Raw genomic sequence first — 20616 nt, 5'->3', positions numbered from 1 at the left:
AATTCGCGCTACCCCGCTGGGGTTTACCCTTGTTTTTCATGCCGTCGTTGTATGTCTTGAAGGTATAATCTGACGACGAAACTGCAGGGTTTTCGCAGAATAGTGGAGGTGAAGGCCGGCAGTCCAACACCCATTTAGTATTGCTCTATACCTCCGAGGTATGAACATGGAACTGCGGCATCTTCGCTACTTCGTGGCGGTGGCGGAGGAGAAGAATTTCACGCGTGCAGCTGAACGACTGAACATCGCGCAGCCGCCTTTGAGCCGGCAGATACAGCAGCTCGAAGAGACGCTAGGCGTGCAACTGCTCGAACGGGGTTCGCGTCCGCTCAAGCTGACCGAGACCGGCAAGTTCTTTTACAGCCATGCCTCGCAACTGCTGGCTCAGACTGCCGAGCTCGAGTCGATGACGCGCCGAGTGGGGAACATCGAACGCAGCCTGTCCGTGGGTTTTGTCGGGTCGACCTTGTATGGTCTGCTTCCCAAGATCATCCGGCGCTTTCGCGATGAGAATCCGACCGTCGAGCTGAGCCTTCACGAGATGTCGACGATGGACCAGCTGCGGGCGCTGAAGGAAGGGCGCATCGACGTCGGCTTCGGCCGGATCCGCACCGAGGACGTGAACATACGCCGTGTGGTCTTGCGTGAAGAGAAGTTGATTGCCGCGCTTCCCCAGGGACATCCGCTGTCGCTCGCGAAGCCGATACTCTCGCTGCGCGACCTGCTGAACGAGACGTTGATCATTTTCCCGAAGTCGCCTCGGCCGAGCTACGCGGACCAGGTGTTGGCCGCTTTCGAGGAGCGTGCGCTCAAGCCTCGGCGGATTTATGAAGTTCGCGAGTTGCAGATCGCGCTGGGCCTCGTGGCCGCGGGCGAAGGTGTCTCGGTGGTGCCGGGCAGCGTGTACGGGCTGAAGCGCGACGACGTCAGCTACATGGAACTCGACGACCCGACACTCGTGTCGCCCATCATCATGAGCACGCGCGCGCTCGACGAATCGCGGGATCTACAGGAGATTCTCGCGCTCATCTACCGGCTGTACGAGGAACTGAATATTCCCTAGCGTTGCCCGCATCCGTCGCCATGCCGCCGCCCGCTCAGACCACCGGCATGCTGAAGCGGAAACACGTTTCCTTTTGCGTCGATGTCACGTCGATCGTGCCGCCATGCGCACGCGCGATTTCGGCCACGATATACAGGCCGAGTCCCAGGCCGCGCTGGTCGGTGGAGGCGCGGCCGCGTGTGAACGGCTCGAACAGGCGCTGGATGTCGTCGTGCGGAATAGGGGTGCCCTGGTTCGCGACCGCGAGCGTGAAGCGCGTTTCGGTCGAGGCGATGTCGATAGCGACGGGTTCGGTTTGCGAGCCGTAGCTCAGTGCGTTCTTCACGAGATTCGTGAGCAGCCGTGCGAGATACACCGGGTCGGCTTCCACACTATGCGCGAGCGCGAAGTTCGCGTCGATCCGCCGACCGGGATGCGCGAGCCGCAATTCGTCCACCGCCTGCCGTAAGGCCGGCTCGATGCCCTCGCGTGTGCGCCGCAGCGTGATGCCGTTGCCGAGCCGCATGCGAGCGACGTCGGAGAGTACGTCGATGAGCGTGGCCATGTGCTCCGCACTGCGGCCGATCACTTCGGAGATCGCGCGCTCGCGGTCGTTGAGCGCGCTCCGGCGCAGCAGCGTGGCGCCCGCGCTGATCGCGGCGATGGGATTGCGCAGATCGTGGCCGAGCACCGCCATCGACTGATCCTGAAGCCGGTTCGCGGCCAGTGCCTCCGAGAGAACGAGTTCGGTTTCGGCGAGCCGCATCCCGGCTTCGAGATGAAACGCGATCAGATCGGCGAACAGGCGGAACAGGCCGCGCACGGTGGCGTTGTCGAGCTTCGCGGGGTGCGGGTCGAGCGCGCACAAGGTGCCGAAGAAACTGCCGTCGCGCAGGAAGATCGGCATCGACATATAGCTCTGGAAGCCGTAGCGCGCAGGCGCGCGGTGATCATGGTAAGCGCCGCTCTGCGCGACATGATCGATTGCGACGGCGCTGCGCGTTTCGCGCACTTCGCGGCATAGCGTGGTGGCCACGTCGAGTTCGCCGCCCGCCTGCAGGCCAAAACCGATTTCGTCGCGTACCGCGAGACAGACCCAGCGTTCGGACGTCACGCGCGCAACGGCGGCGAATCCCATGCCCGTGATCTGGCAGATCACTTCGAGCAGCGTGGGAACGGCGTCGATGGCCTGGAGCGCGGCGATATCGGCCTCGAATGCCGGCGGCGTGGCGAGTGCCGATGCGCGTGGCGTACCGTGCGGCGTGCCGGATGCGCTCCGGCTGCGCAGCACGAAATGATGGTGATCGAGTACGTCGCGCACTTCGCCCGAATCGATCGTGTCGTGGCGGTAGCTGCACATGCAGATCATGCGCCGGCCGCGCATGGCATCCTGCACGCCCGCTTCGTAGTCGAGAAAGCCGTTCCAGCGCGCCTTGTCCACCCACGCGCAATTGCCGTTGGTGCGCAGGCCGCGATAACCGGCTTCGAGCGCGTCGCTTTCGCGCTGCAACAAGCCCGCGACGATCGCCTCGGTTTGCAGTGGTTCGTTCGGATCGTAGAACGCGAGCAGGTCCTGGATTTCGATCTGACCTTCCTGTTCGCGCGTGTCGAGATCGGGAACCACGGCGCGTAGCGCGGCGCGCGCTTCATGCGCACTGAATGGTTCGCCCGTCACCCACAGGCAGCGCTCGTGGTTCTCGAGCCCGGCCTTGAAGTAGGGAACGAGCAGGTCGCGCAGGTCCTCGGCCGAACTGTAGAGCTGGCCAAGGTGACTTCCCCAGGCTAGGGACGGCAGCGCCGCGATACCCGAGGGCGCGTGATCTTGCGCAAAAAGTTCATGCATGGTGAGAAGTTAGCAGAGTCGCCGGGTCCTGTTGCCCGCAAATAAAAAAGGCGTGCATTTCGACATCGCCATTACCTTGTTTTAGGCCGTAAATTCGCAAAACGTTCAAGGAAAATCTTTGCGCGTCGATCTCGTGGCATGGGCGCCCTCGTGCTCGATCCATTCGAGAAATAGCGCAATCCGTGGTTGCTCCGCGCCTTCGTCGCGCACATAGGTGCAATAGCTGCGCGAGGGCAGGCGCGGTCCTTCGAACGGTGCCACGAGCCGGCCTGCCGCGAGATCGTCGGCGATCAATGCGGTCGGACCCATGGCGACGCCCATGCCATCCACGGCAGCTTGCAGCGTCAAATAAAAATGGTCGAGCGTGACCGTGGCGGCCGGCTGCAATTCGCCCATTCGCGCTTGCGCAAGCCAGTCCGGCCATAAACGCGGCAAGCTGGACGTATGCAACAGCGTATGTCGACGTAAATCCGCGGGCTCGTGAAGCTCGATGCGTTGCAGCAGTGCCGGACTGCAGACGGGCAGGCGTTCTTCGTGCAGAAAAGGCCGCATCGAATAACCGTAAAAGGTGTCGGGGCCACCGCGAATCACGATGTCATAGGCGTCTTTCAGGCTTTCGAGCGGCTCATTCGACGTGTCGATCTTTAGCGCGATATCGGGATGCGCTTTGCGAAAACTCGCGAGTTTCGGTACGAGCCAGCGCAATGCGAATGTCGATGGCGCATTCAATGACAGCGAGTGCGAAATGGGTGCGGGAATGCCGTAATGGCCGGTGGCTTGCGCGAGCGATTCGAATAGCGGCGTGATTTGCGCGAGATAGACGCTCGCCGCGGCGGTGAGCACCACGCGGCGGTTATGCCGCTCGAACAGCGCCGCGCCGAGCCATTCTTCCAGTGCCCGAATTTGCTGGCTCACGGCGCCATGCGTGACATGCAATTCGGCGGCGGCCTCTTTGAAACTGCCGAGTCTCCCGGCGGCCTCGAAAGCGCGCAACGCATTGAGCGGCGGCATGACCCGTTTCATGGCATTCGTTCTATTGATGAGTTAGGGAAACTCTCTCGACGGGGCAATTTATCTGGTTTGTTAGGGACAGGCAAGATAGTTATTCTGTTCGTTTCAATCTGATCTTTCCCTTTCGATGATTCATTGGGGCGTGCTGGTTTTATTCGCGGCGTTATTGCACGCCACGTGGAACGCGATGCTGCACGGCAATCGCGACCGCTTTCTCTCCATGACGTGGATGAGCCTCGCCATCGCGCTGGTGTCGAGCGTCGTCGTCGTTATCGCGCCCCTGCCCGCGCGCGGCGCGTGGCCGAGCATCGTGGCATCGGGTCTCGTGCATATCGTCTACAACGTCTCGCTCGTGCGCTCGTACCGGCGCGGCGACTTCGCGCAGGCCTACCCCATCGCGCGCGGTTCCTCGCCGTTGCTCGTCACGCTCGGCGCGGCGCTGTTCGCCCACGAAGCGCTCGGCGTGCTGCATGGGCTCGGCATCGTGCTGGTCTCGGGCGGCATCCTCGCGCTCGCCACGCCGGTGCGCGGCGTCTCGCGCGCGGCGGTGCGGGCGGCGCTCGCCACCGGCGCGACGATCGCGCTGTACACCGTTATCGACGGCATCGGTGTGCGGGCCTCCGGCGGTCGCGCGCTGTCCTATACCGCGTGGATGTTCCTGTTCTACTGGCTGATGCCGCTCCTGTTCGTGGCCAGGCAAGGCGTGCCCGCGTTGTTCGCGCCGCTACGCAGCATGCCGGCTTCGGTCGCTTCGTCGCTCGCGGGCGGCATCGTGTCGATCTTCGCTTACGGAATTGTCATCTGGGCATTGCAGTCGGGCGCCATGGGTTCGGTCTCGGCATTGCGCGAGACGAGTGTGGTGTTCGCCGTTCTGATCGGGCGCGTGATGCTGCGCGAAGCCGTCGATACGAAGCGCTGGATCGCCTGCATCGTCGTGGCGGCGGGCGCAGTGTGTCTGGGCGTGTGACGCCTGCGTGTCGATTCGCGGGCGCGGTGGGATTCGATGAAAGCAAGCGCTCACATGCGGCGCGAAAAATGTGCGCCGCACCGCGGCGCAACGAGGTTGCCGAACGTTGACTATCATCGTTTGCGGCGGCCGATAAATTAAAGCTTTCAAGCCTCATCGAATAAACCAATTTCCCCTATGTCGAAAAATACATACCATTTTGGTTGAAGTGGTTTTTTCGCCAGCAAGGGAACCTGCTCGAAGGCCGTCACGACTAAAGGAGGCAAGCGATGTCTAGCGAAGCGAAGTGCCCGTTCAAACATACGGCCGGTGGCGGTACGACCAACCGCGACTGGTGGCCGAAGCAGCTCCGTCTCGATCTGCTCAGCCAGCACTCAAGTAAAACCAATCCCCTCGATCCCGATTTCAATTACGCCGAAGCGTTCAAGACGCTCGATCTCGCCGCGGTGAAGAAAGACCTCGCGGCCCTCATGACGAATTCGCAAGACTGGTGGCCCGCCGACTTCGGCCACTATGGTCCGCTCTTCATCCGCATGGCGTGGCATAGCGCGGGCACCTACCGTATCGGTGACGGACGTGGCGGCGCAGGGCGCGGCCAGCAGCGGTTCGCACCGCTCAATAGCTGGCCCGACAACGTGAGCCTCGACAAGGCGCGTCGTCTGCTATGGCCGATCAAGCAAAAGTATGGTCAGAAGATTTCGTGGGCCGATCTGCTGATTCTCACGGGCAACGTCGCGCTCGAGACCATGGGTTTCAAGACCTTCGGCTTCGGCGGCGGTCGCGAAGACACGTGGGAACCGGACCAGGACGTCTACTGGGGTACGGAAAAAACCTGGCTCGGCGGCGACCTGCGTTACGGCAAGGGCGCAGCGGGCAAGGACGACGACGAAGGCGTGATCGTCGCCGACGCGGAACTGCACGGTGCCGAAGCGAGCCGCACCGACGAAGGCCGCAACCTCGAGAATCCCCTTGGCGCGGTGCAGATGGGCCTCATCTACGTGAACCCCGAAGGTCCGGACGGCAACCCCGATCCGCTGGCGGCGGCGCACGACATTCGCGACACGTTCGGCCGCATGGCCATGAACGACGAGGAAACCGTCGCGCTCATCGCGGGCGGCCACACCTTCGGCAAAACGCACGGCGCGGGACCGGCCGATCATGTCGGCCCCGAGCCGGAAGGCGCGGGACTCGAAAACATGGGCTTGGGCTGGAAGAACAGCTTTGGTTCCGGCAAGGGCGCGGACACCATCACGAGCGGCCTGGAAGTGACCTGGACGAGCACGCCCACGCAGTGGGGCATGGGCTTCTTCCAGAATCTGTTCGGGCATGAATGGGAACTGACGAAAAGCCCGGCCGGTGCGAATCAGTGGATTGCGAAGGATTCCCAGGCAACCATTCCGCACGCTCACGATGCATCGAAGAAGCTCAAGCCGACGATGCTCACCACCGACCTCTCAATGCGTTTCGATCCGGCGTACGAGAAGATCTCGCGGCGCTTCATGGAGCATCCGGACGAATTCGCCGACGCCTTCGCGCGTGCGTGGTTCAAGCTCACGCATCGCGACATGGGTCCGCGTGCGCGCTATCTTGGCGCCGAAGTGCCCAAGGAAGAGTTGATCTGGCAAGACCCGATTCCGGCCGTGAATCATCCGCTCGTCGACGAAAAAGACATCGCCGCGCTCAAGCAGAAGATTCTCGCTTCGGGACTCAGCGTGGCCGAACTGGTTGCCACGGCCTGGGCATCGGCGTCCACGTTCCGCGGTTCGGACAAACGTGGCGGCGCGAATGGCGCGCGTATCCGGCTCGCCCCGCAGAAAGATTGGGACGTCAACGAGCCGCAGCAACTGGGCAAGGTGCTCAAGGTGCTCGAAGGCATTCAGAGCGAGTTCAATGGCGCGCAATCGGGCGGCAAGAAAATCTCGCTCGCCGACCTGATCGTGCTGGCGGGTAGCGCGGCGGTGGAAAAGGCCGCGAAGGAGGCGGGCGAAACGGTGACGGTGCCGTTCGCGCCGGGCCGCATGGACGCTTTGCAGGACCAGACGGAAGTCGAATCGGTGGCGATGCTCGAACCGGTATTCGACGGCTTCCGCAATTACCTGCAACGCCCGTTTGGCGTGCCGGCCGAGAAGTTGCTCATCGACAAGGCGCAGTTGCTCACGCTCACCGCGCCGGAAATGACGGTGCTGATCGGCGGCTTGCGCGTGCTGGGCGCCAACGCGCGTCAAGACGCGCATGGCGTTTTTACGCAGCGTCCGGGTGTGTTGAGCAACGACTTCTTCCGCAACCTGCTCGACATGAATACGGACTGGCAAGCCACTTCGGAAGCGAGCGAACTGTTCGAAGGCCGTGACCGCAAGACGGGCGAGCGCAAATGGACCGGCACGCGCGTCGATCTGATCTTCGGCGCGCATGCCCAGTTGCGCGCTCTCTCCGAAGTCTATGCAAGCGAAGATGCGCAAAAGAAGTTTGTGCGCGATTTCGTTGCGGCCTGGACGAAGGTGATGAATCTCGATCGCTTCGATCTCAACTAGTCGTGAAGGCGTGAACGTTGCCGCCGGGCGAGCAGGTTGCTTGCCCGGCGGTTTGCATTGAAGCCCGAAAAATGACCGACAACAGGAAACCTCATTCCATGCCTGACAACGACTTGACAACCCTTCCGTATCGTAGCGCGCTCATCATCGGCGCGGGGTCCGGCATCAGCGCGTCGCTCACGCGCGTGCTGCGTGCCGCAAACCTTCCCGTGGTGATGGCCGCGCGCAACGTCGAGAAACTCACCGCGCTCGTCGATGAAACCGGTGCAATGGCCTTACCCGTGGATGCCGCCGACGCCGCGCAGGTCGAGCGTTTGTTCGCCGAAACGCAAGCGCGTATCGGCGCGGCGGAGATCGTGATTTACAACGCGAGCGGCCGCCTGCGCGGACCGCTGGCGGAACTCGACGCGCAAGCCGTTGAAGCGGCCGTTGCCGTGTCCGCGCTCGGTGCGTTTTATGCCGTGCAGCAAGCCGCGAAACGCATGGTGCCGGCAGGCAAGGGCGCGATTTTGCTCACGGGCGCGACGGCCGGCGTGAAAGGCTTTGCGCTCTCGGCGCCGTTTGCGATGGGAAAATTTGCGTTGCGCGGTCTCGCGCAAAGTGCGGCGCGCGAGTTGATACCGAAAGGCATTCACGTGGCGCATGTGGTGATCGACGGCGGCGTGCGCGCCGCGCATCGCGCCGATCCGCCCGACCAGCCGGACAGCACGCTCGACCCCGATGCGATCGCGCAGTGCTACCTGGACTTGCTGCGCCAGCATCGCAGCGCGTGGTCTTGGGAACTCGAAGTCAGACCGTGGACGGAGAAGTTCTGAGCGCGCACGGCGCGCCCAGAAACGATTCGCCTTTATCCCAGCGAAGGACCGGTCGTTCGCGTATCGATCAGTAATGCACGACGGTGCGGATCGACTTGCCTTCGTGCATCAGGTCGAAGGCTTCGTTGATGCCCGCGAGTTCCTTCGTGTGCGTGACGAACGGCGCGAGTTCGATCTTGCCGGCCATGGCGTCTTCGACCATGCCAGGCAGTTCCGAGCGCCCCTTCACGCCGCCGAATGCGGTGCCGAGCCAGCGGCGGCCCGTGACGAGCTGGAACGGGCGCGTGGAGATTTCCTGACCCGCGCCCGCCACGCCGATGATCACCGACTGGCCCCAGCCGCGATGCGCGCATTCGAGCGCCGCACGCATGACGTTCACGTTGCCGATGCACTCGAAACTGTGATCGACGCCCCAGCCCGTCATCTCGACGATCACTTGCTGAATGGGCTTTTCGTGGTCCTTCGGATTCACGCAATCGGTCGCGCCGAATGCCCGCGCGAGATCGAACTTGCCCGCGTTGGTGTCGATGGCGATGATGCGCCCCGCCTTCGCGAGTTTCGCGCCCTGGATGACGGCGAGGCCGATGCCGCCCAGACCGAACACCGCGACCGTGTCGCCTTCCTGCACCTTCGCCGTGTTCTTCACCGCGCCGAGGCCCGTGGTCACGCCGCAGCCGAGCAGACACACCTGCTCGGGATTCGCCTGCGGATTGATCTTCGCGAGCGAGACTTCGGCCACGACGGTGTATTCGCTGAAGGTCGAGCAGCCCATGTAGTGATAGACGGGCTGACCGTTGTAGCTGAAGCGCGTGGTGCCGTCGGGCATCACGCCTTTGCCCTGCGTGGCGCGCACGGCCACGCACAGGTTGGTCTTGCCGCTCTTGCAGAACAGGCACTCGCCGCATTCGGCCGTGTAGAGCGGAATCACGTGATCGCCGGGCTTCACGCTCGTCACGCCTTCGCCCACTTCCACGACCACGCCCGCGCCTTCGTGGCCGAGCACGGCGGGGAAGAGGCCTTCGGGGTCGTCGCCGGAGAGCGTGAACGCGTCGGTGTGGCACACGCCCGTGTGCGTGATCTTCACCAGCACCTCGCCTTTGCGCGGCGGTTCGACGTCGATCTCGACGATTTCAAGGGGCTTGCCTGGCCCGAATGCAACGGCTGCGCGTGACTTCATGGCAATCCTCGCGAATGAAAAGAGAAGGGGAGAGACGGCGCCCGGCTCAGCGCAGATACGAACGCACGAGAGAAACGACTTCGTCGATGGACTTTTCCTGCGCCGCGTTCGACCGGGTCATTTGCGTGAATTCCTCGCGCAGATGACTTTCCAGCACGCCTGCCATCAGGCCGTTGACGGCGCCGCGCACCGCGGCGATCTGCTGGAGAATCGGGCCGCATTCCGCGCCTTCTTCAAGGGCGCGTTCGAGCGCGTCGATCTGGCCGCGCACGCGGCGCACGCGAGCCAGCACGCGTTTTTTCTCTTCGACGGTATGGGGCATCGTGACCTCACCGGATACTGCCCGGCAGTATAGTATGGATACTGCGGGGGAGTATAGAAATTTCTGCTGCGACAGCGCCGGGAACCCATCCAGTGTAGGACAGAATCTAGAACCGATCGATCATCCCGAACTGCACGCCGCGCACGGCCGCGCCGGGCCACGCTGGCGCAAGTCCGGTCACGTTCACGCCTTTGAGCGTGAATTGCGCCTCGCCGCGATTACGCAGCCAACCGGCGCTCGCGTAGAGCAGCACGCGCTTCGAGAGGTCGTACTCGCAGGCGGCGCTGAATTGGTCCGCATCGTTGCCGCCGCCGGACTGGTCGCGCAGGAAGGTGTAGCCGAGCGAGGCGCGCAGGCGCGAAGTCAGCGCGTAGCGTGCGGAAACCGCCACGCCGTCGTTGTGATAGCGGGGCGTGCCGCCGTCGCCGTTGAAGTACGACAGAAAGGCCGTGAGCGGCCCGAAGTCGTACGAGACGCCGCCGAGATTCGCGCGCAACGCGCCGCTGCCATGCGTTTGCTGATGCGCGTAGGAGACGCGCACGGGACCGCCGCGCCACGACACCGTTTCGATATGGCCCGCGAGCCCGTTGCCGTCGTCGTCGCTCGCATCGCGCAACGAAGTCATGACGGTTGCCGAGAAGCCCTTGATTTCGGGCGAGATCCATGTGATCGCGTTGCTCTCGTAGGGCGTGATCTTCGAGAGATTGTCGAGACCCGACGCGATCGTGCCCGCGCCGAACGCGTCGAGTTGTCCCTTGAATGGAATATAGATGGGCGAATATTGCCGCCCCACGCGCACGATGCCATAAGGCGTGCCCACGCCGATCCACGCCTGCCGGTTGAAGAGCGTATTGGCGACGGCATACGCGCCATTCGCGGAACCAAAACCGTTCTCCAGATCGAAGAGTAGCTTCACGCCGCCGCCGAGATCTTCGGCGCCGCGCAGGCCGATGCGCGAGCCGCGATACGCGCCGGAATCCATACGCGCGACGTAGCCGGAACCGGGGTTGGTCACTTCAATGCTGGTGTCGATCGCACCGTAAAGCGTGACGCTGCTTTGCGCATGGGCGAGCGGCACGCACGCGGCCAGTGAAAAGCCAATTGCGCCGATCAAGGCATGCCGCGACGGCACGCGATCGCGCAACGAAATAAGCGCGGATAGCGATGGAATCATAAGGGACGAGAACAGCGGCGAGTGCGGCCCGGTCGGAACCGCATCGGCAAAAAGGAAAGGAAACGTGCGGGCCAATAAAAAACGGCGGCGTGAGCGAAACGCTCCACGCCGCCGTTGGCATTACGGCTTAACTCGCCGGCTTACTTCGAGTCGGGCAATGCATACGCGATCACGTCGTCGCCGCGATCGGGCGACTGGCGCGCGCCGCCCGCGGAAATCACGATGTACTGCTTGCCGTTCACCACGTAACTCACCGGCGTGCCCTGGCTGCCCACGGGCAAGCGCGCCTTCCACACTTCCTTGCCCGTGGAGCTGTCGAACGCGCGCAGGTAGTAGTCCTGCGTGGCGGCGAAGAACACGAGGCCGCTGGCCGTTGTCATCGAGCCGCCAATGGTCGGCATGCCGATAGGCGTGGGCATATGCATCTGCATGCCGTAGAGGCGCGTGTCCTGCACGGTGCCGAGCGGGACTTGCCATGCCACGCTACGCGTTTTCGAGCTGATGGCCGTGAGGCTGCCGAACGGCGGCTTCTGGCACGGAATGCCGAGCGGCGAGAAGAAGCGATCCTTCGTGACCGAGTAAGGCGTGCCGCCGAGCGGCACCGCGCCCATGCCCGCATTCACGGCCTCGTTGCCGTCCGACGTGCCGCTGTGCTGCTTTTCCTTCACGAGATGCACCCACAAGCCGAGACGCATGTCGTTCGCGTAGATCATATCCGTGTTCGGATCGTACGAGAGGCCGCCCCAGTTCATGCCGCCGAGCGAGCCGGGGAAACTCAGCGACCGGTCGGTATCCGGCGCGGTGAACAGGCCGTCGTAGCGCAGGCCGCGGAACGTGACGCGGCACATGAGCTGATCGATCGGCGTGGCGCCCCACATGTCCGACTCCTTGAGCACTTCCGCGCCGATCTGCGGCATGCCCACCGAGAGCGGCTGCGTTTTCGCATACGGCTCGTTCGGGATGGTCGCGGGCTTCACGGGATGTTCGACCACTTGCGTGAGCGGCTTGCCCGTCAGGCGGTCGAGCACGAACAGCTGACCCATCTTGGTGCCGACGATGAGCGCGGGCACGCGCTTGCCGTCGAGCGGGAAGTCGATGAGCGTGGGTTGCATCGGCACGTCGTAGTCCCAGAGGTCGTGATGGACCGTCTGGAAGTGCCACTTTTCGGCGCCCGTGGTCGCGTCGAGCGCGAGAATCGAGCCGCCGTAATTCTCGTCGAGCTTCGTGCGCTTGACGCCCCACAGGTCGATCGCCGCGTTGCCCACCGGCATGTAGACGATGTTCGAGGTGGCGTCGTAGGTCATGGGCGCCCACACGTTCGGCGTGGAACGCGTGAAGGTCTTGCCGGTTTGCGGCGCGGCATGATCGTCGGGATTGCCCGGATCGAATGCCCACTTCATCTTGCCCGTCATCACGTCAAAGCCGCGAATCACGCCGCCCGGCATGTCGAGCGAGACGTTGTCGGCCACCCGGCCGCCCACCACGACCGTTGTGCCCGCAACCGTAGGTGGCGACGTGAGCTGATAGAGCGGGCTCTTCGCATTGCCGAGGCCGGCTTTCAGGTCGACGATGCCGTGCGTGCCGAAGTCGTCGCAGAGCTTGCCGGTTTCGGCGTCGAGCGCGACGAGCTTCGCGTCGATCGTGTTCATGTAGATGCGCTTGCGGCACGCGGTGGGGTCGCCCGACGCGGCGAGCGGCGTGACCGGCGTCGAACCCGCCACGCTGGGCTGCACGAGCGGCTGCGTGCTGTCGAAGTAGGCGAGGCCGCGGCAACGCACCCACACGGTGGTTTTCGTGGGGAACGCGTGACGCCACTTTTCCGTGCCGGTGGCCGCATCCACGGCGATCACCGTGTTATGCGGCGAGCACAAGAACAGCGTCTTGCCGACCTGCAGCGGCGTTTCCTGATCTTCCGAGCCGCCGCCGTCGGGGCTGAGCGGTACGTCGCCGGTGTGATAGGTCCACGCGACCTGCAGGTTCTTCACGTTGTCGCGCGTGATTTGCGTGTAGCCCGCGAAGCGGTCGCCGCCGGCCGAGTGTCCATAGGCGGTCCAGTCGCCCGTCCCGGCATTGCTGGCTACGGGCGGCGCGGTTTCGGTGCCGAACTTGCCGTGCGGCACGAACATGCCCCACACGAACGCGGCGTTGCACGCGAGCAGCACGAGCGCGACGGTCCACGCCGCGCCGCGTGCGGGCGTCCTGCCTTCGTGCGCGCGCAGCGCCGGATAGACCGGCGCGAGCAGCATGCCGATCATCGAGAAAATGAAGATGCGCGCGTTGAGCGGCCAGAAGTCGAAACCGCTTTCCCACACGGCCCACACGGCGGTGGCGATCAGCAGCACGAGGTAGATCGCGCAGGCGCTCGAACGGCGGCGCGCGAGCTGAATGCCCGTGGCGCTCAGCGCGAGGCCCAGCAGCAGGTAGTACACGCTGCCGCCGCGCGCGATCAACATGCCGCCGCCAATGACGAAATAAAGGCCCAGCAGAAGGCCGATCAGCCCGGCGAGCGCCAGCCCGATCCGCGCCCCGGTGGGCAGCGGTTTCACTTTGGATTGCTCTGACATCGTTTGTACTTATGGTCGACCCGGCCACACGAAGCCAGGAGGGTTAAGCGGGCGGCCCCGCTTGCACGTGCAAGACGCAACGGGCTGCCGCATTCGGCTTGAATTGGCGCGTCTACGCCATTCCATCGGCAGGGACGGATGGCAAAAATTAACCAACTAGTACATTTTAAGGGTAAACGCGAGTTCGTGCCGGGAATTCCGCAAGGTCGTTGTTTTTAAAAAAATTTTCATGAGACCGATGCGGGCGTGACAGGCGCGGGCCGCTAGTCTCGCGGCCGGACCTTGTGCCTATGCACCCACCTTTGCCACGGGACTCACGACCATGAAACTGCTGCCGTTGAACGCCATTGCGCTCGTCGCCTTGAGCGCCGCATTCCCCGTCTTCGCCGCTCCGAGCCTGACACCGGCGGATTGCAATGCTTACCCGTTTACGCGGGCTGCGGGCGAAGTCACCCATGCGCAGCTCGAACACGAACTCGGCGAACTTGAACAGCGTGGCTATCGCGCTGGTGCGGATGCCAGTGTCTATCCCGCGGATCTGAAGGCGGCGGAGCAGCAACTCAACGCCGATTACCGGGCCGACTGCAAACGTCCCGCAGCGCGGAGTTGAGCGTTTTACATGCGCATAGATGTACGAACTGGTTAAAAATACGCCAAACGCCTCGACCATGAAAAATGGCGCGACCTCGGTAAGGTCACGCCATCGATATCACTTGCTGCATTAACGCCGGTTTGGTGAATCAGGCTCGAGACCGCGAGCGCGCTCACTGACCGAAATACACGGGCTTCACACCCGGCGCGTTCGCCGTGTGGGCGGGTTGGGCCGGCATGTCCGGCGCGCCCGAGGCCGAGGTGCCCGGCATCACGCCGCCATAACCGCCGCTTTCAGCCTGCTGCACCTGCGTGGCGCCCACGCGCGCTTCGGCTCGTTGCGCCTGGCGCGGATACGACGCCTGATCGCCCACAGACGGGTTATAGCCCTGTTGTTCCACTTGCATCTGATCCTGCTTGACCTGCGCACGCGAGAGCGAGTCGCTGGTGTTGTTCATCGGCATCTCGGTCTGTGCGAACGCAACCAGCGGCGTGGCGATGAGCGCGGTCACTGCGGCAAGGTGTTTGATCGACTTCATGGTCATTCTCCCAGTGTGGTGGTCCGAGCCTACGACTCCGCACATGCTGTGCCACGGTCCGCGTTGCTTGCCGATCCGGCGTATGTGGATCGTGGCTCCAGCGGCATAAATTGCCGCCGCTTTCAAAGGGCAAACGAAACCCGGCGGGTTTGCACCACGAGGGGGAACGCCGAAAGAGTGACGAAAGCGATGGCAGAGAAATTGCTCTCTTCCTCTTTAAAGGAAAAACTCACTCGTCATTCAACTCAGCGTGGAATTCTGCTCATGATGGAAGAGGCCGTGTGGTTCGTGCTTGTCGGCGTGCTGCTGATTTTCATGGCGGTGGCAAGCGGACTGATCACGCGTTTGCCGTTGACCGGCGCGATGATTTATCTCGCCGTGGGCGTGGTCGTCGGGCCCGCCTGCCTCGGGCTCGTGCGTGTCGATCTCGCGGGACACGCGTGGCCGCTTTCGGTCATCGCCGAAGCGGGCCTCGTGATCTCGCTCTTTTCGGTGGGCATGCATTTGCGCGTGCGTTTGCGCGATCGCCTCTGGCATTTGCCGCTGCGGCTCGGCGTACTCGCCATGGCGCTCACCGCCACGCTCATGGCCGTGTTCGCATGGGCAATTGGCGAGCCGCCCGGCGTGGCGCTGTTCCTCGCCGCCGCGCTTTCGCCCACGGACCCGGTGCTCGCGAACGAACTGCGCGTGCGCGAAGCGGGCGACGACGAACCGGTGCGCTTCGCGTTGTCGGGCGAAGGCGGTCTCAACGACGGCGCGGCGCTGCCATTCGCGCTCGTGGGACTTGCGCTATGCGGTGCGCAGGTCGGCAGAGTGCAAAGCGCAGGCGCGTTGCTGGTGTCGCTGTTGTGGGGCATGGCGGGCGCATTGTTGATCGGCACCGTGCTCGCCGTTCTGTGCGTGCGCGTGATTTTCAATTTGCGCACCCGCTACGGTGAAACGGTGGGTCTGGACGGCTTTATCGCGCTCGGGCTGATGTCGGTGACTTACGGCGCTGCGGAACTGGCACACGCCTATGCCTTCGTTGCGGTGTTCGCAGCGGGCGTTGCGTTGCGCCACGAAGAATTGCGTGCAACCGGCGACCGCCGTCCCGCCGAAGCGCTCGAAAACGTGCATTTGAGCGAGCACGCGGAAGTTGCCAAAGATCCGCGGCGCGCGCACGCGTGGCTCGCCGAAAGCATGACGGGCTTCACGCTCGAAATCGAGCGGCTCGCCGAGTTTTCCTTGCTGTTGCTGATCGGCTGCATGGTCTCGGCGCATTGGCAGGACATGCTGCAGTGGCGGCCGCTGCTCTATGCGTGCGTTCTCATTTTCATCGCCCGCCCCGTTGCGGTATTCGCGGCGATGGCGGGCTCGACGGCAAACGGCCAGCAGCGCAGATTGATGGCATGGGTCGGCATACGCGGCGTCGGCACGTTTTATTACGCGGTATGGGGTATCGATCAAGCGGGCGACGTCCTGCGTGCGGTGCTTCCCGTGGCGCTCGACGCGATCGTATTGTCGGTGATACTGCATGGCGCGACGGCGGGTTACGCGATGAGCCACTATTTTCAGCGTAAGGACACCGTCAATACCGGTTGAGCAAACGCCACAGGTCTGGCGATTACGCTATGCGTTGTGTGCGTTTCGCACCGCATGCCGTGCGCGTTTTCAGCAGCAGCGCGAAAGCACGCTCTGCCGGCGCGAGCGGTGCGTTGCTCGCGCGAAAGCGCTTGTTGCCCAAGGTGGCGGTTTGCCAGGCTTCCACAACCCATGGATGCACATAGCTGCGGCGGCACACGGCCGGGGTATTGCGCAGCAACAACGCGACCTGACGAATGGTTTGCGCGAGCGTTCGGCGCGCCGCACGGTCGCTGCGCGGCGGATCCAGATCGTAGAGTAGCGCCAGTGCCGCCACGCTCGCGCCCCACGTGCGAAAGTCCTTCGCCGTGATGCCGCAGCCGCCGTTTTCCTGTAGATAGTCGTTCACGTCGTCGGCGTCGATCCTGCGCGATTCGGCATCCACCACGCAAGCGAATAACTCGCGGCCGGGCAGCTGGCGGCATTCGCGCACGACGGCGAGCACGAGGGCATCGTCGACGGAAATCTCGTGCTTGATGCCGTGCTTGCCCTTGAAGCGCAGCATGGCGCTTTCGTCGTCGAGTCGCACGTGACGCTTGCACAATGTGGTCAAACCGTAGGTGGCGTTGTCGCGCGCATATTCGGCGCCGCCGATTCTTGCGAGCGAGCGATCGAGCAGGCGCACGATCGCGGCAATGACTTTCTCGCGCGGCAGGCCTTCGAGGGCGAGATCGCGTTCGACGGCAGCGCGCACGCGCGGCAACGCCCGCGCGAATTGCGCGATCTTCGCGAACTTCTCGCTCTCCCGCTGCTCACGCCACGAAGGGTGATAGCGATACTGCTTGCGGCCGCGCGCATCGCGCCCCGTTGCCTGCAAGTGACCGAGCGGATCGGTGCAGATCCAGACGTCCTCCCAGGCGGGCGGAATCACGATGGAGAGAATGCGCGCGATGATGCGCGCGTCCTTGATGAGCTTGCCGCGCACGTTGAGGTAGTCGAAGCCCTCTGGCGTGCGCTGGCGGCGATAACCGGGCTCGCTGTCCGAACTGCGATGCACAGCGGGCGACGCCGGCTTGTGTGCCGCGTGACGTGCCGCGCGCTTCGGCGGGCGGCGCGGCGTGGAGCGCGCGCGGACGAAATCCCCCGCCGTGGTGGCGTGCTCTTCCGAAAGGTCGAAATCGCGGTCCATGACGTCTCCTCGCCGAGTGACGGCTTTGGAAGACGATCACGCAAAGTGCGTTCCTGTCACTTCCGGCGCGGGCTCCGCATGCTCGTAGGCATGGCGTTCGACGATCATCTGCGCGGCGTCGTGCAGATTCGTCACGATCGCATACGGCAAGCGCGCGGGCTCGCTGTGCCATGCCGCTTCGTTGCCGCCGTCGGTGAGTATCGAGCGGCAACCCGCGCGATTGCCCGCTTCGATATCGTTCGCGTGTTCGCCGATGAGCCAGCTCTGCGACAGGTCGATATCGTGCTCTCGTTGCGCGCGCAACAACATGCCCGGCTGCGGTTTGCGGCACGTACAGGCGCCCGCGTAGGTGGCGAGCGCGCCACGCGGATCGTGCAAATCGTGCGAATCGTGCGGGCACCAGTACGCGGCGTGCAGCCTCGCACCGCAGCGCGCGAACAGACGTTGCAACTGGGTTTCCATTTTGTCGAGCGAAACGTCGCGCTGATGGCTCACAATAACGAGCCGTAGCGGCGCTTGCGCGAGCCGTTCGAGCGCTTCCGCCGCGCCCGGCGCCAGGCGCATGCGAGCGGGGTCGGCGTGATTGTCGCGATGCCACGAGTCGTGAATCAACGCGCCGTTAATGTCGAGAAAGACAGCGGGCCACTGTGCCCGTGCGGATCGCATCAGCATCGTGACTCCCGTTAGCCGAATGCGCGCATGGCGCCGTCGTGCGAGTTATCGGCCGCGCCTGCGCGTCGCAAACCGCCGAGCTTCGCGACGCGCGCATACAGGTCTTCGAGTTCGAGCCCGATGCGGCGCCACGTGAAATAGGTTTGCGCGCGCACGCGGCCCGCCTCGCCCATTGCACGAGCGCGTTGCGGATCGGCGTGAAGCTGAAGCAAGCGTTCCGCGATGGCCGTGGCGTCGCGCGGCGGCACGAGCCAGCCGGTTTCGCCATGCCGTACCGTATGGCGAAGGCCGCCGGTGTCCGAGCCGATCACGGGCGTGGCGCAGGCCATCGCCTCGACGGTCGTCATGCCGAATGCTTCGTACCACGGCGTGGTCGCGAACACGTTGGCGGCGCGATAGAGCTCGCGCAATTGCACGGGATTGCGGCGGCCAACGAAGGTCACGCGTTCCTCGATGCCGCAACGATGCGCCACGCCGCGCAAGCGCCCGATCTCGGGCGTGGCAATTTCGTTGGGCGTTTCGGCGTCGCCGCCCGCGAGATAGAGGTGCGCTTTCACGCCATGCCGCGCCTGCAGGATGCCCACCGCGCGCACGAGGTCGTCGATGCCTTTGCGCGGGACGAGTCGCGCTGCCTGAAGCACGGCAAATTCGTCGCGCGGCCAGCCGAGGCGTGTACGAGCTTCGGCGCGGTCGCCGGGAAAGAACAGGTCGGGGTCGAAGCCGGCCGCCACGAGCGCGATGCGTGACGGGTCGGCGTGGTACTGCTCGATGAGATCGGCCTCGTCCGCAGGGCTTTCGGCGACGAGGCAATCGGCGCGACGCACGAGCCGATCTTCGATCGCGATTCGTTCATCGGCAAAACCATCGTTCACGCCTTGATGAGCGCGGCGCACCCGGCCGAGCCCATGAAACGTCATTACCAGCGGTAGGCGCAGTGCGTCCTTGACTTCGAGCGCGGCCATCCCCGACATGAAGAAGTTCGCGTGAACCACGTCATAGGCCGGTGTTTCCTTGCGGCAGAAATCAACGAGAAACTCGGTGAAGGCCGGCATATGCGGCAACACCATTTCCTTCGGCAATTGCATGGGCGGACCCGCGGGCACATGTACGACACGCACGCCTTCATTAAGCGAAATGGGCGGCAACAGCGCGCGATCGCGACGCGTGAACACGTCGACTTGATGGCCGGCGCGTTGGAGTTGACGCGCCACGTGCGCGACATAAACGTTTTGCCCGCCGGAATCCACGCCTCCCACCGCGACGAGGGGCGAGGCGTGTTCACTGACCAGGGCGATTTTCATGCGGGCTCCTTGCTTGCATCGTTTGCAACGCTTTGCGCATGTGCCATGCCAATCGAGGAAGTGGAGATCGCAAAGAAGCGGAACGCCTTGCGTTTTCAGGGTTCAAACCCGTGTTCAGGCGCGTCATGAGAGACATCAGCGTCGCCAGAAAGCCAACTCGCGCGTCATGACTTACCGGTAACCCAACCGCCAATGGAGAGCACATGGGACCCAAACGTATTCTTTTCATTCGCCATGCGGAAAAGCCGGCTACGGGCTTCGGCAAAGGCGTGGACGCCGCGGGCAATCCCGACGACGACAGTCTCGCCGTGCGTGGCTGGCAACGCGCTGGCGCGCTGGCGCATTTCTTCTCGTCGGAACAGGACGCGCGCTGGGGACGCGTGCGCCCCGACGCGGTCTACGCCCCAGGACTCGGGCCCGGCAGCAAGAGCAAGCGGCCGATGCAGACCATCGAACCACTGGTGGCATTGCTGCAGGAAACGTCGCGCGTGAAGTACGTGAATTCGTATCTCAAGGACGATGGCGCCGCGCTCATGGCCGACGTACTCGCGCAGGAGGGCGTCGTGTTGGTCTCGTGGGAACACAAGGTCCTCACCACGTTGTTCTCGCATGTGCCCGCCGCGCCTGCCGTGCCAGCTATTTGGCCCGAAGATCGCTACGACATGACGTGGATGCTCGAACGCGGCGCGCAGGGCTGGGCGTTCTCCCAGTATCCGCAGATGCTGCTCGCGGGCGACAGCAGTAAGTTAATCGAATGAAATCGAGTGAAATGGGAACGTAAATTGCGCCCAAATGCACTTCTTTTAATCACCGAAAGCGAGCGTGACGCATGAATGGAAAGTGGATTAGCGCGCTGATGAGTGCCGGCGCGGCGTTGGCACTTGCGGCGCCCGTCTTCGCCGCCGACGTTGCGCCCGGCGCAACGGGCGCGCCGCCGTGCGGCAAGCTCGTGGGCACGGGCGCAGCGGGCAACGGCAACGCTGCGGATGCGGGCTTTACCCTGCGCAACGGCGAAGCCGTTGATTTCGTTTCCGGCGGCCGGACCACGCACGGCACGTTGCTCGTCTTTACCGAGGGACAAATGTTCCGCGCTTACTGGCAGCCGCAAGGTGGCGAAGAGAAGTACGCGCTCGCCAATGCGGGGCCGAACAGCGTGCGACTGATCTCCACGCCCCCGCAAGGCACGCCGACCACCGACGGCAAACCAGGCATCACGACGCAGCCCATGCAGGTGCTGTCGTGTCCGCAGTTGTAACTCGCGCGAGTGAATGAAAAAGGGCAGCGCAATGCGCTGCCCTTCGGTCGTTCTAGCGAAGCG

At 63.8% G+C, this 20616-nt stretch carries 18 protein-coding genes; 8 read left to right on the top strand and 10 right to left on the bottom strand.

Going from position 1 to position 20616, the window contains the following annotated elements; all coding sequences use genetic code 11:
* Positions 1-166 precede the first annotated feature (166 nt).
* Positions 167-1063: a LysR family transcriptional regulator gene (locus tag FAZ98_RS17675; protein ID WP_158954010.1), complete on the top strand. Its 897-nt coding sequence runs from the start codon at positions 167-169 to the stop codon at positions 1061-1063.
* Between the two features lie 34 nt (positions 1064-1097).
* Here FAZ98_RS17675 and FAZ98_RS17670 read toward each other — a convergent pair whose 3' ends face one another.
* Both FAZ98_RS17670 and gcvA read right to left on the bottom strand, forming a co-directional pair.
* A complete protein-coding gene (locus FAZ98_RS17670; protein ID WP_199272387.1) occupies positions 1098-2885 on the bottom strand; it encodes a sensor histidine kinase in 1788 nt (595 codons plus the stop codon).
* A gap of 105 nt (positions 2886-2990) precedes the next feature.
* Complete coding sequence (gcvA, locus tag FAZ98_RS17665; protein WP_158952594.1) at positions 2991-3908, bottom strand: transcriptional regulator GcvA; 918 nt, start codon at positions 3906-3908, stop codon at positions 2991-2993.
* Positions 3909-4023: 115 nt separating this feature from the next.
* Here gcvA and FAZ98_RS17660 point away from each other — a divergent pair, with 115 nt between their 5' ends.
* The 3 genes from FAZ98_RS17660 (at position 4024) to FAZ98_RS17650 (ending at position 8209) form a co-directional block, all read left to right on the top strand.
* Complete coding sequence (locus tag FAZ98_RS17660; protein ID WP_158952593.1) at positions 4024-4863, top strand: DMT family transporter; 840 nt, start codon at positions 4024-4026, stop codon at positions 4861-4863.
* Between the two features lie 269 nt (positions 4864-5132).
* Positions 5133-7394 carry a catalase/peroxidase HPI gene (katG, locus tag FAZ98_RS17655; protein WP_158952592.1) on the top strand — a complete coding sequence of 754 codons (2262 nt, stop codon included), beginning with the start codon at positions 5133-5135 and terminating at the stop codon, positions 7392-7394.
* Between the two features lie 113 nt (positions 7395-7507).
* Positions 7508-8209 carry an SDR family NAD(P)-dependent oxidoreductase gene (locus tag FAZ98_RS17650; RefSeq protein WP_158954006.1) on the top strand — a complete coding sequence of 234 codons (702 nt, stop codon included), beginning with the start codon at positions 7508-7510 and terminating at the stop codon, positions 8207-8209.
* 67 nt (positions 8210-8276) lie between these two features.
* Here FAZ98_RS17650 and FAZ98_RS17645 read toward each other — a convergent pair whose 3' ends face one another.
* From FAZ98_RS17645 to FAZ98_RS17630, 4 genes are all read right to left on the bottom strand, one after another.
* Positions 8277-9386: an S-(hydroxymethyl)glutathione dehydrogenase/class III alcohol dehydrogenase gene (locus FAZ98_RS17645; RefSeq protein WP_158952591.1), complete on the bottom strand. Its 1110-nt coding sequence runs from the start codon at positions 9384-9386 to the stop codon at positions 8277-8279.
* A 46-nt stretch (positions 9387-9432) separates the two neighbouring features.
* Positions 9433-9708: a formaldehyde-responsive transcriptional repressor FrmR gene (gene frmR, locus FAZ98_RS17640; RefSeq protein WP_158952590.1), complete on the bottom strand. Its 276-nt coding sequence runs from the start codon at positions 9706-9708 to the stop codon at positions 9433-9435.
* Between the two features lie 106 nt (positions 9709-9814).
* On the bottom strand, positions 9815-10882 hold the full coding sequence (locus FAZ98_RS17635; protein ID WP_158952589.1) for a porin: 1068 nt from the start codon (positions 10880-10882) through the stop codon (positions 9815-9817).
* A 140-nt stretch (positions 10883-11022) separates the two neighbouring features.
* Positions 11023-13446 carry a membrane-bound PQQ-dependent dehydrogenase, glucose/quinate/shikimate family gene (locus tag FAZ98_RS17630; protein ID WP_158952588.1) on the bottom strand — a complete coding sequence of 808 codons (2424 nt, stop codon included), beginning with the start codon at positions 13444-13446 and terminating at the stop codon, positions 11023-11025.
* A 322-nt stretch (positions 13447-13768) separates the two neighbouring features.
* On the opposite strand from FAZ98_RS17630, the gene FAZ98_RS17625 reads away from it, so the two are divergent.
* Positions 13769-14056 (top strand): DUF4148 domain-containing protein, encoded by a 288-nt coding sequence (locus FAZ98_RS17625; RefSeq protein WP_158952587.1) that lies wholly within the window; start codon positions 13769-13771, stop codon positions 14054-14056.
* Positions 14057-14210: 154 nt separating this feature from the next.
* Here FAZ98_RS17625 and FAZ98_RS17620 read toward each other — a convergent pair whose 3' ends face one another.
* Positions 14211-14576 (bottom strand): DUF4148 domain-containing protein, encoded by a 366-nt coding sequence (locus tag FAZ98_RS17620; RefSeq protein WP_158952586.1) that lies wholly within the window; start codon positions 14574-14576, stop codon positions 14211-14213.
* A 264-nt stretch (positions 14577-14840) separates the two neighbouring features.
* Here FAZ98_RS17620 and FAZ98_RS17615 point away from each other — a divergent pair, with 264 nt between their 5' ends.
* Positions 14841-16157 (top strand): cation:proton antiporter, encoded by a 1317-nt coding sequence (locus tag FAZ98_RS17615; protein ID WP_158952585.1) that lies wholly within the window; start codon positions 14841-14843, stop codon positions 16155-16157.
* 22 nt (positions 16158-16179) lie between these two features.
* On the opposite strand, the gene FAZ98_RS17610 is transcribed toward FAZ98_RS17615, so the two are convergent.
* Genes FAZ98_RS17610 through FAZ98_RS17600 form a run of 3 tightly spaced genes read right to left on the bottom strand, consistent with a single transcriptional unit; the run spans position 16180 to position 19298 of the window.
* Positions 16180-17325, bottom strand: a complete 1146-nt coding sequence (locus FAZ98_RS17610; protein ID WP_158952584.1) for a DNA topoisomerase IB — start codon at positions 17323-17325, stop codon at positions 16180-16182.
* Between the two features lie 36 nt (positions 17326-17361).
* Positions 17362-17997 (bottom strand): D-glycero-alpha-D-manno-heptose-1,7-bisphosphate 7-phosphatase, encoded by a 636-nt coding sequence (locus FAZ98_RS17605; RefSeq protein ID WP_233272800.1) that lies wholly within the window; start codon positions 17995-17997, stop codon positions 17362-17364.
* Between the two features lie 11 nt (positions 17998-18008).
* Positions 18009-19298: a glycosyltransferase gene (locus tag FAZ98_RS17600; protein ID WP_158952583.1), complete on the bottom strand. Its 1290-nt coding sequence runs from the start codon at positions 19296-19298 to the stop codon at positions 18009-18011.
* 203 nt (positions 19299-19501) lie between these two features.
* Between FAZ98_RS17600 and FAZ98_RS17595 the strand changes: the two genes are divergently transcribed.
* Both FAZ98_RS17595 and FAZ98_RS17590 read left to right on the top strand, forming a co-directional pair.
* A complete protein-coding gene (locus tag FAZ98_RS17595; protein ID WP_158952582.1) occupies positions 19502-20056 on the top strand; it encodes a phosphoglycerate mutase family protein in 555 nt (184 codons plus the stop codon).
* Positions 20057-20127: 71 nt separating this feature from the next.
* A complete protein-coding gene (locus tag FAZ98_RS17590; protein ID WP_233272799.1) occupies positions 20128-20553 on the top strand; it encodes a hypothetical protein in 426 nt (141 codons plus the stop codon).
* The last annotated feature ends 63 nt before the right edge of the window (positions 20554-20616 follow it).

The sequence above is a fragment of the Paraburkholderia acidisoli genome, assembly GCF_009789675.1.
Lineage (GTDB): Bacteria > Pseudomonadota > Gammaproteobacteria > Burkholderiales > Burkholderiaceae > Paraburkholderia > Paraburkholderia acidisoli.
The sequence above is the reverse complement of the archived record's forward strand: the minus strand, read 5'-3'. Positions and strand labels throughout refer to the sequence as shown.

Coding starts and splice junctions, on each gene's coding strand:
- FAZ98_RS17675 (WP_158954010.1), top strand. CDS start 167: ATGGAACTGCGGCATCTTCGCTACTTCGTGGCGGTGGCGGAGGAGAAG.
- FAZ98_RS17670 (WP_199272387.1), bottom strand. CDS start 2,885: ATGCATGAACTTTTTGCGCAAGATCACGCGCCCTCGGGTATCGCGGCG.
- gcvA (WP_158952594.1), bottom strand. CDS start 3,908: ATGAAACGGGTCATGCCGCCGCTCAATGCGTTGCGCGCTTTCGAGGCC.
- FAZ98_RS17660 (WP_158952593.1), top strand. CDS start 4,024: ATGATTCATTGGGGCGTGCTGGTTTTATTCGCGGCGTTATTGCACGCC.
- katG (WP_158952592.1), top strand. CDS start 5,133: ATGTCTAGCGAAGCGAAGTGCCCGTTCAAACATACGGCCGGTGGCGGT.
- FAZ98_RS17645 (WP_158952591.1), bottom strand. CDS start 9,386: ATGAAGTCACGCGCAGCCGTTGCATTCGGGCCAGGCAAGCCCCTTGAA.
- frmR (WP_158952590.1), bottom strand. CDS start 9,708: ATGCCCCATACCGTCGAAGAGAAAAAACGCGTGCTGGCTCGCGTGCGC.
- FAZ98_RS17635 (WP_158952589.1), bottom strand. CDS start 10,882: ATGATTCCATCGCTATCCGCGCTTATTTCGTTGCGCGATCGCGTGCCG.
- FAZ98_RS17630 (WP_158952588.1), bottom strand. CDS start 13,446: ATGTCAGAGCAATCCAAAGTGAAACCGCTGCCCACCGGGGCGCGGATC.
- FAZ98_RS17625 (WP_158952587.1), top strand. CDS start 13,769: ATGAAACTGCTGCCGTTGAACGCCATTGCGCTCGTCGCCTTGAGCGCC.
- FAZ98_RS17620 (WP_158952586.1), bottom strand. CDS start 14,576: ATGAAGTCGATCAAACACCTTGCCGCAGTGACCGCGCTCATCGCCACG.
- FAZ98_RS17615 (WP_158952585.1), top strand. CDS start 14,841: ATGATGGAAGAGGCCGTGTGGTTCGTGCTTGTCGGCGTGCTGCTGATT.
- FAZ98_RS17610 (WP_158952584.1), bottom strand. CDS start 17,325: ATGGACCGCGATTTCGACCTTTCGGAAGAGCACGCCACCACGGCGGGG.
- FAZ98_RS17605 (WP_233272800.1), bottom strand. CDS start 17,997: ATGCTGATGCGATCCGCACGGGCACAGTGGCCCGCTGTCTTTCTCGAC.
- FAZ98_RS17600 (WP_158952583.1), bottom strand. CDS start 19,298: ATGAAAATCGCCCTGGTCAGTGAACACGCCTCGCCCCTCGTCGCGGTG.
- FAZ98_RS17595 (WP_158952582.1), top strand. CDS start 19,502: ATGGGACCCAAACGTATTCTTTTCATTCGCCATGCGGAAAAGCCGGCT.
- FAZ98_RS17590 (WP_233272799.1), top strand. CDS start 20,128: ATGAATGGAAAGTGGATTAGCGCGCTGATGAGTGCCGGCGCGGCGTTG.